Origin of the sequence: Streptomyces thermovulgaris (assembly GCF_002155915.1) — a bacterium.
In the GTDB taxonomy this organism is placed as follows: domain Bacteria; phylum Actinomycetota; class Actinomycetes; order Streptomycetales; family Streptomycetaceae; genus Streptomyces; species Streptomyces thermovulgaris.
This window is the reverse complement of record NZ_MUME01000084.1, coordinates 1-11,887: the sequence shown is the minus strand read 5'-3', so window position 1 is coordinate 11,887 and position 11,887 is coordinate 1. Positions and strand designations below refer to the sequence as shown.

Annotated in this window: 7 protein-coding genes and 1 pseudogene; 6 read left to right on the top strand and 2 right to left on the bottom strand. The window is 73.7% G+C overall.

The annotated features are described in order from the left end of the window. The 3 genes and pseudogenes from CCN35_RS28875 to CCN35_RS09270 all read left to right on the top strand — a co-directional run. Positions 1–106: pseudogene (locus tag CCN35_RS28875) on the top strand (IS5/IS1182 family transposase); the annotation flags it as partial. Positions 107–327: 221 nt separating this feature from the next. Further along, positions 328–2,046 carry a DNA repair protein RecN gene (recN, locus tag CCN35_RS09275; RefSeq protein ID WP_067397961.1) on the top strand — a complete coding sequence of 573 codons (1,719 nt, stop codon included), beginning with the start codon at positions 328–330 and terminating at the stop codon, positions 2,044–2,046. A 522-nt stretch (positions 2,047–2,568) separates the two neighbouring features. After that, positions 2,569–3,699 carry a glycosyltransferase family 4 protein gene (locus CCN35_RS09270; protein WP_067397939.1) on the top strand — a complete coding sequence of 377 codons (1,131 nt, stop codon included), beginning with the start codon at positions 2,569–2,571 and terminating at the stop codon, positions 3,697–3,699. Positions 3,700–3,736: 37 nt separating this feature from the next. On the opposite strand, the gene CCN35_RS09265 is transcribed toward CCN35_RS09270, so the two are convergent. Next, positions 3,737–5,404 (bottom strand): PucR family transcriptional regulator, encoded by a 1,668-nt coding sequence (locus CCN35_RS09265; RefSeq protein WP_086792245.1) that lies wholly within the window; start codon positions 5,402–5,404, stop codon positions 3,737–3,739. Positions 5,405–5,675: 271 nt separating this feature from the next. Beyond that, a complete protein-coding gene (locus CCN35_RS09260) occupies positions 5,676–7,478 on the bottom strand; it encodes a glycoside hydrolase family 15 protein (RefSeq protein WP_067397937.1) in 1,803 nt (600 codons plus the stop codon). A gap of 515 nt (positions 7,479–7,993) precedes the next feature. Here CCN35_RS09260 and CCN35_RS09255 point away from each other — a divergent pair. The 3 genes from CCN35_RS09255 to CCN35_RS09245 form a co-directional block, all read left to right on the top strand. Continuing rightward, a complete protein-coding gene (locus CCN35_RS09255) occupies positions 7,994–9,655 on the top strand; it encodes a CTP synthase (RefSeq protein ID WP_086792243.1) in 1,662 nt (553 codons plus the stop codon). A 103-nt stretch (positions 9,656–9,758) separates the two neighbouring features. After that, positions 9,759–10,385 carry an NUDIX domain-containing protein gene (locus tag CCN35_RS09250; RefSeq protein ID WP_067397931.1) on the top strand — a complete coding sequence of 209 codons (627 nt, stop codon included), beginning with the start codon at positions 9,759–9,761 and terminating at the stop codon, positions 10,383–10,385. 267 nt (positions 10,386–10,652) lie between these two features. Beyond that, a partial coding sequence (locus tag CCN35_RS09245; RefSeq protein WP_143631439.1) for an ATP-binding protein occupies positions 10,653–11,887 on the top strand: 1,235 nt, incomplete at its 3' end.

Here is an 11,887-nt window from a genome sequence, read left to right as displayed (position 1 = left end):
CCGCTTCGACAAACTGGCCGCCCGCTACCGGGCCGGACTCCACCTTGCGTCACTCATCCTCTGGCTCCGCACACCCCACCAAAATCATTTGCCAGACAAGCCCTAGCGGTCCGCGAGATCCGCCGCCGGTGCCTCCCGGTTCGCGAGGGGGGAGGGCGCGCCCGCGTGGCGGGGCTCCCGCCGGTGCGGCCCGCGCCCCTTCGGCGAGCTGCTCTCCGCGGATTCCGAGGGTTCCGCGGGCCTCGTGCGGACGGCAGTGGACGACATGGGTGGCCTGCGTGCGCTCTCCGCTTTCGACCTCGTATGGTCAAGGACGTGTTGGAGGAGATGCGTATACGGTCGCTCGGAGTGATCGACGACGCCGTTGTCGAGCTGTCGCCCGGATTCACCGCCGTGACGGGCGAGACGGGCGCCGGCAAGACCATGGTCGTCACCAGCCTGGGACTGCTGCTGGGCGGACGTGCGGATCCGGCACTGGTACGGGTCGGGGCGGACAAGGCGATCGTGGAGGGACGGATCACCGTGCCCGCGGACGCCTCCGTCACCGCACGGGCCGAGGAGGCGGGCGCCGAGCTCGACGACGGGGCGCTGCTGATCAGCCGTACCGTTTCCGCCGAGGGACGCTCCCGGGCGCACCTGGGCGGGCGGAGCGTGCCCGTGGGCCTGCTCGCCGAGCTCGCCGACGACCTGGTGGCCGTGCACGGACAGTCCGACCAGCAGGGGCTGCTGAAGCCGTCCCGGCAGCGGCAGGCCCTCGACCGGTACGCGGGCGACGAGGTCGCCGTGCCCCTGGCGCAGTACGCCGAGACCTACCGGCGGCTGAAGGCGGTCTCCGCGGAGCTGGAGGAGATCACCACACGCGCGCGTGAGCGGGCCCAGGAGGCCGACATGCTGCGCTACGGCCTCGAGGAGATCGCCGCGGTCGAGCCGCGCGCCGGGGAGGACGCGGAGCTGGCCGAGGAGGCGGAGCGGCTGGGACACGCCGAGGCGCTGTCCTCCGCCGCGACGGCCGCGCACGCCGCTCTGGCGGCCAGCCCGGAGGACCCCGAGGGCATCGACGCGGCCACCCTCGTCGCGGGCGCCCAGCGGGCGCTGGAGGCCGTGCGGTCGCACGATCCGGTGCTGGCCGCGCTCGCCGACCGCATCGGCGAGATCGGCATCCTGCTCGGCGACGTGGCCGGGGAGCTGGCGGGATACGTCGACAACCTGGACGCCGACCCGCTGCGGCTGGCGGCGGTGGAGGAACGGCGGGCCGCGCTCGGCGCGCTGACCCGCAAGTACGGCGAGGACGTGAACGCCGTGCTCGCCTGGGCCGAGCGGAGCGCCGCCCGGCTGGCGGAGCTGGACTCCGACGACGAGCGGATCGAGGAGCTGACCGCCGAGCGGGACGCGCTGCGCACCGAACTGGGCGCGCTCGCCCAGGCCCTGACGGACGCCCGGACGAAGGCCGCGGAGCGGTTCGCCGCCGCCGTGACCGCCGAGCTGGCCTCGCTGGCCATGCCGCACGCGCGCGTGTCGTTCGCCGTCCGGCAGACCGAGGACCCCGAGGGCATCGAGGTGGGCGGCCGGACGGTCGCCTACGGGCCGACCGGCGTCGACGAGGTCGAGCTGCTGCTCGCCCCGCACCCCGGCGCGCCGCCGCGGCCGATCGCCAAGGGCGCCTCCGGCGGTGAGCTGTCGCGCGTGATGCTGGCCGTCGAGGTGGTCTTCGCGGGGACGGACCCGGTGCCGACCTACCTGTTCGACGAGGTGGACGCGGGCGTCGGCGGCAAGGCCGCGGTGGAGATCGGGCGGCGTCTGGCCCGGCTGGCGAAGACCGCCCAGGTCGTCGTGGTGACCCATCTGCCCCAGGTCGCCGCCTTCGCCGACCGGCAGCTGCTGGTCGAGAAGACCAGCGACGGCTCGGTGACCCGTTCCGGGGTGAGGGTGCTCGAGGGCGAGGAGCGCATCCGGGAGCTGTCCCGGATGCTGGCGGGCCAGGAGGACTCGGAGACGGCCCGGGCCCACGCCGAGGAACTGCTCGCCACGGCCCAGGCGGACGGCTGACCCGGCCGTCCCCGTCCGGCGGGCGGCCGGCACGCCCGGCACGGCCGGTGGCGTTGCGGGCCGGCCCGCCGGACGGGAGTGCGGCGCCGCGGCGGCCCGGCCGAGGAGCCGCGGCCCGACCGGGAAAACAGGGGGCGCACAATGCGGCGACGCGCAGGGGGCGCACGCCCCAGGCGTAATCCACGCCGTGGCCGCCGTCGCATGCAACGGGCGCACCGACCTGATCGCCTGCGCCCTTCGAGCCCTGCGCGCCGGTACTCCCGGCCACGGCCGCAGTCCCCGCCGTGCCCGGCGGAACGGCGGACGGGCGGAAGCAGGCAGAATCGAGAGGAAGGAAGCGCCACGCCCGCGATTTCACTCGTACGAGTGACCCTTCCGTACGGGCATCCTTGGAGCCGGGGCGGTACGCCGGACAAGAACGCGCGGTCCGGCTCCTCGGCTCGATACCTTCTGTACGACCTTCCGTCCGTTTCCCGTGATCGTTCCCGTGATCGTCCGACGCCGAACCAGGAGCCCGGCCCCGTGAGCCCCGTGAGCCGCCGCACACCGCACGGTCAGTCCCCGCTGCGCACCGTGCAGGTGCTGGGCGGAGGCAACGCCGGCAGCAGCGCGCACGTACGGTCGCTGGCCGCCGGGCTGGTGGCCAGGGGCGTGCGGGTCACGGTGTGCGCTCCCCTCGAGGCCGACCGCGCCTACGGCTTCACCGACGTCGGCGCCCAGCACGTGCACGTGCCCCGCAGCAGCGACCCGGTGTCCGTGGCCACGCTGCGCACGGTCTGCGCCGACGCCGACCTGGTGCACGCACACGGGCTGCACGCCTCCTTCCGGGCGGCGCTCGCGCTCAGCGGCCGGAACACCCCCCTGGTGGTCACCTGGCACAACTACGCGCACGCCGAAGGGGCCCGCGCGCATCTGCTGCGGCTGCTGGAGCGCCGGGTGGTGAGGGCCGCCACCGTCGTGCTCGGCACCAGCTTCGGACTCGTCGACCGGGCCCGCCGCCGGGGCGCCCGGGACGCACGGCTCGCCGCCGTCGCGGCGCCCCGGCCGGCCACCGGGGACGAGCACCCGGACCGCTCGCGCTCCAAGGTGCGGGCCGAACTCGGCGCCCTGGGCCGCCCGCTGCTCCTCGCGTCCGCCCCCCTGGAGCCGGACCGCGGCCACGAGCTGCTGCTGGACGCCGCCCGCGCCTGGCGCCTGCTGGACCCCGTGCCGCTGGTCCTCGTCGCGGGCGAGGGGCCGTTGCGCCCCCTGCTGCAGCAGCGGATCGAGGACGAGGAACTGCCCGTCCGGCTCCTCGGGCGGCGCGAGGACACCGGCGAGCTGCTGACGGCGGCCGACGTGGCCCTGCTGCCCCGCAGCAGGGAGGCCCGCTCGATCCTCGCCCAGGAGGCACTGCACGCGCGCGTGCCGCTCGTCGCCGTGCGCACGGACGGCATCACCGAACTCGTGGGCGACGCGGCCGAACTGGTCCCGGACCAGGACGCGGCGGCCTTCGCCGATGCCGTCGCACGGCTGCTCGACGACCCCGAACGCCGGGAGGAGCTGCGGGAGATGGGCGCACGGCAGGCCGCCACCTGGCCCACCGAGGACGAGACGGTCGCCCAGGTGCTCAGCGTCTACGACGAGCTGACCCGGCCCTGGCCGCCGAACTGACGCTCCGTCAGGAAGCGGCCGGCCGGCAAACGGCCGGTCAGGGGACGTGCCGGCGGGCCTGCAGGGCCAGGCTCAGCGCCAGCACCGTCTGCGGATCGTCGAGGTCGGTGCCCAGCAGTTCCCCGATCCGGGCGAGGCGGTTGTAGAGCGTCTGCCGGTTCAGATGCAGCTCGCGCGCCGTCTCCGCCTTGCGGCCCGCGTTCGCCAGATACGCCTGGAGGGTGGGCAGCAGCGGCGGCTTCGAACGGCGGTCGTGGTCCACCAGCGGACCGATCGCACGGTCCACGAAGGCCGCCAGGTCCGGATGGCCGCGCAGCCGCCACAGCAGCAGGTCGATGTCCAGACGGCGGGCGTCGTACCAGGGCCGGTCCGGCAGCCCCAGCGCCGCCGTCGCCGCCTCGGCCGCATGCCTCAGCCCCGCCGGGACCGTCGCCCAGCCCCCCGCCATCCCGACGACCACCACCGGCAGCTGCCCGCCCGGCCGGCGCATCCCCGCACGCTCCGCACCCGCCCGCAGGGCCGCCGCCACCCGGTCCGCGACCGCCGGCCGCTCCGCCTCCGAGCGCAGCCCGGCCAGCAGCAGCACCCGGCCCTCCAGGGGCCGTACGCCCAGCAGCACCGGCGCCCCCACCGAGGCCAGCTCCTCGGCGACCGCACGGGCCAGCACCGCCCAGCTTCCGCCGCCGGAGGCCGGACGCGGACCCGCGGTGCCCCCGGCGGACGCGAGCGTGTCGCCCGGGCGCATCACGACGGGCAGCAGCGGGCCGTTGCCCGGCTTGAAGCCGAGCACACGGGCCTGGGCGGGGGCGGCCTCGGCGGCGATGCGGCCCTCGGCGAGATCGGTGAGGAAGTCGCCGCGGCCACGCGCCGCCAGCTCCTCCTCCTGACGGGCGTGCATCAGCACCACGGCCAGAATGCCCGCCGTCCGCTCGGCCGCCATCCGGTGCACCGGGGCCAGGGGCGAGCGCACCGGCAGCATCACCAGCCGGGCGCGCACCGAGCCGGTGCCGGGGCTGCCGCCGGGGACGTCCACGAGGACCGAACCGGCCGGGGGAGAGGCGTCCTTGTGCTGGGCGCGCAGCCCCTCCCAGACCTGCAGCGGGTCGGCGCCCTCGGGACCGGAGCCGGCCGCGTACAGCAGCTGCCCCTCGGCGGTCTCCAGGAAGACGGGGTTGCCGCAGAAGTCGGCCAGGACGACCAGCACCTGGGGCACCCCGCCGCCGTCGAGCAGCGCCCGGGTGCAGCGGCGGTGCACCTCCTCGGCCCGCTGGAGCAGCGCGTAGTGGCCGTTGACGATCTCCGTGTGGATCTCCTCGGTGACCGTCACGAACGGCACCTCGCGGTGCAGCTGGACGAGCGGGAGACCGGCGCTGCGGGCGGTCTCGACGAGGGCGGAGGGCAGCCGGGTGAAGCGGGACCCCAGCTCCACGACGAGGGCCGCGATGCCGCGCTCGGCGAGGGTGCGGACGAAGGCCCGCTGGTCGGCGGGGCGGGTGCCGACGCCGTAACCGGTGGTCAGGAGGAGTTCGCCGCCCTTGAGCAGAGAGGCGATGTTGGGGACCTCCCCGGTGTGCACCCAGCGGACGGTGCGGTCGAGCCGGTCGGCACCGGCCACGACCTCGGGCAGGCCGCTGCGCAGACCGGGCAGTTCGAGGGCCCGCTGAACGGTGATGCCGGTGCCCTCCGGGTTGAAGCTGCGGTCCATGGAAGCGGACGCTACCCGGGCCCGCGGTGCTGCGGCAGCCCGGGGCCCCGGGGCGTCCGGGGACCCCGGGCCGGGCGACCGCGCGGCGGCGTGCCTGCCCGCGGACGCGGGGAACGACTCCCCGCGCCCTCGGACCCCGGGCCGCCGAGCCGTTCGAGCCTCCCGGGCAGGGGTGCCCCGGGTGCGTTTGGCACCAAGAGGGACACGGGGGACACGGCCGCCCGGCACCGGGAGGGGACACGACCGCCCCGGCACCGGGACCCGCGCGGCCTCAGCCGCCGTACGCGCCGCTCGCCGTCAGACGCAGGGCCGTGTCGATCAGGGGAACGTGACTGAAGGCCTGCGGGAAGTTGCCCACCTGGCGCTGCAGTCTCGGGTCCCACTCCTCGGCCAGCAGCCCGAGGTCGTTCCTGAGGGACAGCAGCTTCGTGAAGAGCTTGCGGGCCTCCTCCACACGGCCGATCATCGCCAGGTCGTCGGCCATCCAGAACGAGCAGGCGAGGAAGGCGCCCTCGTCGCCGGGCAGGCCGTCGACGCCCGCGTTGTCGCCGGCGGTCTGGTAGCGCAGGATGAAGCCGTCCGGGGTGGACAGCTCGCGCTGGATGGCCTCGATGGTGCCGATCACCCGCTTGTCGTCCGGCGGCAGGAAGCCCACCTGCGGGATGAGCAGCAAGGACGCGTCCAGCTCCCGGGAGCCGTAGGACTGCGTGAAGGTGTTGCGCTCCTTGTCGTAGCCCTTCTCGCACACGTCCCGGTGGATCTCGTCGCGCAGCTTCTTCCACCGCTCCAGCGGGCCGTCCGCGTCGCCGGACTCGATGAGCTTGATGGTCCGGTCGACGGCGACCCACGCCATGACCTTGGAGTGCACGAAGTGGCGGCGCGGACCGCGCACTTCCCAGATGCCCTCGTCGGGCTCCTGCCAGTGCTTCTCCAGGTACTCGATGAGTTTGAGCTGGAGCAGGGAGGCGTAGTCGTTGCGGGCCAGCCCCGTCATGTGGGCCAGGTGCAGCGCCTCGATGATCTCGCCGTAGACGTCCAGCTGGAGCTGGTGCGCGGCACCGTTGCCGACCCGGACCGGCGCGGAGTTCTCGTAGCCGGGCAGCCACTCCAGCTCCGCCTCGCCGAGCTCGCGCTCACCGGCGATGCCGTACATGATCTGCAGGTTCTCGGGGTCGCCGGCGACCGCCCGCAGCAGCCACTCGCGCCAGGCACGGGCCTCCTCGCGGTAGCCGGTGCGCAGCAGCGAGGACAGGGTGATCGCCGCGTCCCGCAGCCAGGTGTAGCGGTAGTCCCAGTTGCGTACGCCGCCGATGTCCTCCGGCAGGGAGGTGGTGGGGGCCGCGACGATGCCCCCCGTGGGGGCGTACGTCAGGGCCTTGAGGGTGATCAGGGAACGGATCACGGCCTCGCGGTAGGGGCCGTGGTACGTACAGTGCCCCACCCACTCGCGCCAGAACTCCTCCGTCGCCTCCAGGGACTGCTCCGGCTCCGGCAGCGGCGGCGCCTCCTTGTGCGAGGGCTGCCAGGAGAGCGTGAAGGTGACCCGCTCACCTGCCACGACCGTGAAGTCCGCGTATGTGGTCAGCGATTTGCCGTAGGTCCTCGCCGGTGTGTCGAACCACACGGAGTCCGGACCCGCCACCGCCACCGTGCGCCCGTTGCGCCGGTGCACCCACGGCACGATCCGGCCGTAGGAGAAGCGCATGCGCAGCGCGGACTGCATCGGGACCCGGCCCGAGACCCCCTCCACGATACGGATCAGCTGGGGCGCACCGTCGCGCGGGGGCATGAAATCGGTCACGCGGACCGTGCCGCGCGGGGTGTCCCACTCGGACTCCAGGATCAGCGAGTCGCCGCGGTAGGTGCGCCGGGTCGCCGCGGGAGGCTCGCTGCCGGCCGGGTGGGCGGGACCGAGTCGCCAGAAGCCGTGGTCCTCGGTGCCCAGCAGGCCGGCGAAGATGGCATGCGAGTCGAAGCGGGGCAGGCACAGCCAGTCCACTGTCCCGTCCCGGCAGACCAGCGCAGCGGTCTGCATGTCTCCGATGAGTGCGTAGTCTTCGATACGCCCGGCCACGTGCAACTCCAGTCGAACGGCCACGTCACACCCCACGAAGGGGCTGTCGCTAGTGCGGTCAAGGGGTGGTTGTAAAGCGCATTGAGCGGGCAGCGCGCCGGTCAACCACGGGGGGCGGACCGACAACTCCTGCTCAACGAACTGACGAGCTTTCGTTGTTTCCGGGGCATTACGGGCGGGGGTGGTGCCGTGTTGCCGGCCGGGCTCCTCAGTGAGTGTCCGAGCAGGATACGACGCATGTAGATGATCTGCGTGCCGCTCCCGGCAACCCGCATGCGCTGAATGAGTGAGCCATGGCTGAGAGCCCCGTGTGTGGTACGTACCCGTGTCGGAAGGGGTGCGGAACGTGGCCGTGAGCCACGCCCGCCCGGCGCTGATACCCTGGTAGCCCGTGGACCGGTGGGCTCGAAACCCCCGAACCGCAGCGACGGCACCTCAGCCGGATCTTCCGGGTTCCCCGGGCCGGACCGCCGTACCGCACGACCAACCGCGACCACGGGAGCCCTCTCTTGGCCATGCCGTCCAAATTCACGACGACCAAGCACATCTTCGTCACCGGAGGTGTCGCCTCCTCCCTCGGCAAGGGCCTGACCGCATCGAGCCTCGGCATGCTGCTCAAGGCCCGTGGACTGCGGGTCGTGATGCAGAAGCTCGACCCGTACCTGAACGTCGACCCGGGCACGATGAACCCCTTCCAGCACGGTGAGGTGTTCGTCACCAACGACGGGGCGGAGACCGACCTGGACATCGGTCACTACGAGCGCTTCCTCGACCGGGACCTGGACGGCAGCGCCAACGTCACCACCGGCCAGGTGTACTCCTCGGTGATCGCCAAGGAGCGGCGCGGCGAGTACCTGGGCGACACCGTGCAGGTCATCCCGCACATCACCAACGAGATCAAGCACCGCATCCGCCGCATGGCCACCGACGAGGTGGACGTCGTGATCACCGAGGTGGGCGGCACGGTCGGCGACATCGAGTCGCTGCCGTTCCTGGAGACCGTCCGCCAGGTCCGTCACGAGGTCGGCCGGGACAACGTGTTCGTGGTGCACATCTCGCTGCTGCCCTACATCGGCCCCTCCGGCGAGCTGAAGACCAAGCCGACCCAGCACTCGGTGGCCGCCCTGCGCAACATCGGTGTGCAGCCGGACGCGATCGTGCTGCGCTGCGACCGCGAGGTGCCCACCGCGATCAAGCGCAAGATCTCCCTGATGTGCGACGTCGACGAGGCCGCCGTGGTGGCCTGCCCCGACGCCCGGTCGATCTACGACATCCCGAAGGTCGTGCACTCCGAGGGCCTGGACGCCTATGTGGTGCGCAAGCTCGACCTGCCCTTCCGGGACGTGGACTGGACGACCTGGGACGATCTGCTGGACCGCGTCCACAACCCCCGGGAAGAGGTCACCCTCGCCCTGGTCGGCAAGTACATCGACCTGCCCGACGCCTATCTGTCGGTGACCGAGGCGCTGCGCGCGGGCGGCTTCGCCAACCGGGCCCGGGTGAAGATCAAGTGGGTCACCTCGGACGACTGCAGGACCCCGGCGGGCGCCGAGGAGCAGCTCGCCGACGTCGACGGCATCTGCGTCCCGGGCGGCTTCGGCGACCGCGGTGTGCTGGGCAAGGTCGGCGCGATCCGCTACGCCCGGGAGAACCGGATCCCGCTGCTGGGCCTGTGCCTGGGCCTGCAGTGCGTCGTGATCGAGGCCGCGCGCAACCTCGCGGGCATCCCGGACGCCAACTCCACCGAGTTCGACCCGGCCACCGCCCACCCGGTGATCTCCACCATGGCCGAGCAGCTGGACATCGTCTCCGGCGAGGGCGACATGGGCGGCACCATGCGGCTCGGCATGTACCCGGCCAAGCTGGCCGAGGGCTCGCTCGTGCGCGAGGTCTACGACGGCAAGGAGTACGTCGAGGAGCGGCACCGCCACCGCTACGAGGTGAACAACGCCTACCGCACGGAGCTGGAGAAGAAGGCGGGTCTCGTCTTCTCCGGCACCTCCCCGGACGGCAAGCTCGTCGAGTTCGTGGAGTACCCGCGCGAGGTCCACCCCTACCTGGTCGCCACCCAGGCGCACCCGGAGCTGCGGTCGCGCCCGACGCGCCCGCACCCGCTGTTCGCGGGCCTCGTGAAGGCCGCGATCGAGCGGAAGAACGAGCAGAAGAAGTCCAAGTAACACACCCGGTCGTACGGTTGCGGGGGTGCGTTCCCTCAGCGGTGGGCACCCCCGCTTCGGCTGTGCGTCCGCGGTGCACGTCGCGAGGTCGGAGGGACAGGGCATGACGATCAGGGACACTCCGGAGGAGTGGGAGATCCGGGCGACGGACACGCCCTTCGTGGGCAACAAGACCTCCGTCCGCACCGACGACGTGGTCATGCCCGACGGATCCGTGGCCCGCCGCGACTACCAGGTCCACCCCGGGTCCGTGGCCGTCCTCGCCCTCGACGACGAGGACCGGGTGCTGGTGATCCGCCAGTACCGCCACCCGGTGCGGCAGCGGCTGTGGGAGATCCCGGCCGGCCTGCTCGACGTGCCCGGCGAGAACCCGCTGCACGCCGCCCAGCGCGAGCTGTACGAGGAGGCCCACGTCAAGGCCGAGGACTGGCGGGTGCTGACCGATGTGTACACCACCCCCGGCGGTTGCGACGAGGCCGTACGGATCTTCCTCGCCCGGGGGCTGTCCGAGGTGGAGGGCGCGCGCTTCGCGGCGGAGCACGAGGAGACCGACATGGAGCTCGCGCGTGTGCCGGTCGACGAGCTGGTCCGCGGCGTGCTCGCGGGCGAGCTGCACAACAACTGCCTGGTCGTGGGCGTCCTCTCCCTGGTCGCCGCACGCCAGGGCGACGGCCTCGAGGCACTCCGCCCGGCGGAGGCCCCCTGGCCGGCACGCCCCTTCGAGTCCTGAGCACCGGGTCCTGGGCACCGGGTCCCGGTGGGCACCGGGTCCCGCGCACGGCCCGGGCACGACAGGAACACGGCCGGAGCACGGCCGGGCCCGGAGGGCGGCCCGCCGGGCCGGGAGCCACTGCGGTGCGACCATCGTCTGATCCGGTCGGGCGACCTGCCCGTCGTGGTTTTTCCGGGAGATCGCGGAGCGTGAACTAGGCTCTGGACAGCGCCCGGACCGGAGTCCCGGCGGGCTTGCGTGTGCGGTGGGACGGGAGTGTGGCCCGTGACGGACCAGGCGGTGGACGCAGGCGGGGTGATCCCGTCCGGACGAGACCGGTTCCCCGCGGCCGCCGGCAGCTCCTTCCTGGGCCGCACACGGGAGTTGAAGGAGCTGCGCGCCGACATCGAACGGGCCGGGCTCGACACCCTCTCCGGGCGCAAGGCCCCCCGCGCACGCGTCCTGCTGATCGCGGGCAGGCCCGGCTCCGGCCGTACGGCGCTCGCCGAGGAGCTCGTGCGGCAGGTCGCGGACGACTACCCCGACGGCGTGCTGCGCGCCCGGCTCACCGAGCCCGACGGCACCCCCGTGCCGGTCGAGCGCGCCGCCCGCGAGCTGCTGGCCGCCCTCGGCCTGCCCGCCCCGCCCGGCGCCGACGAGGACGAACTGACCGGGACCCTGCGGGACGCGCTCGCCGAGCGCCGGGCGCTGCTGCTGCTCGACGACGCGGCCGGCGCCGGGCAGGTCGACGCACTGCTGCCCGACAACGCCGACTGCCTGCTCGTCGCCGTCTCCCGGGGCCCGCTCACCGGGATCGCGGACGTCCGCCCCTGCACGCTCGGCGGCCTGGACACCAAGTCCGCCGTGGAGCTGGTGGCCCAGCACATCGACCCGGTGCGCATCACCGTCGACCCGCGCGCCGCCGAGAGCCTGGTCGAGATCTGCCAGGGCCAGCCCGCCGCGCTCACCCTGGCCGGAGGCTGGCTGGCCGCCCACCCCAAGGCCGCCGTCGCCGACCTCGCCGGACAGCTGCACGCCGACACCGACGAGGGCCCCGCGCTCGCCCGGGTGCTGCGGCTCGTGCACGCCACCCTGCCGGGCCCGGCCGCCCGGATGCTGCGGCTGCTCGCCCTCGCCCCGGCCGGAGACGTCGACCCGCACATCGCCTCCGCGCTCGCCGGCTGCTCGGTCGAGGACGCCCGTGTCGTCCTCGACGACTTCGCCGCCCTCGGCCTGCTGCGGCCCCTGCCCACGCCGCTGCCGTGCTACGAGCTCCCCGGCTGTCTGCACCCGCTGCTGCGGGCCCTCGCCGAGCGCCACGACCGCCCCGCCGAACTGCAGCTGGCCCGCGCCCGGATGCTGGAGCGGATGGTACGGCTGCTGCAGTCCTGCCGGGCGATCACGGAGACCGACAGCCCCGAGACCCGCGAGAGGCTCAAGAGCCTGCCGCCGGCGCTGCGCTTCCCGACCCCCCGGGCCGCCGAGAACTGGCTGCGCGCCCGCCGCCCCGCCCTGCTCGC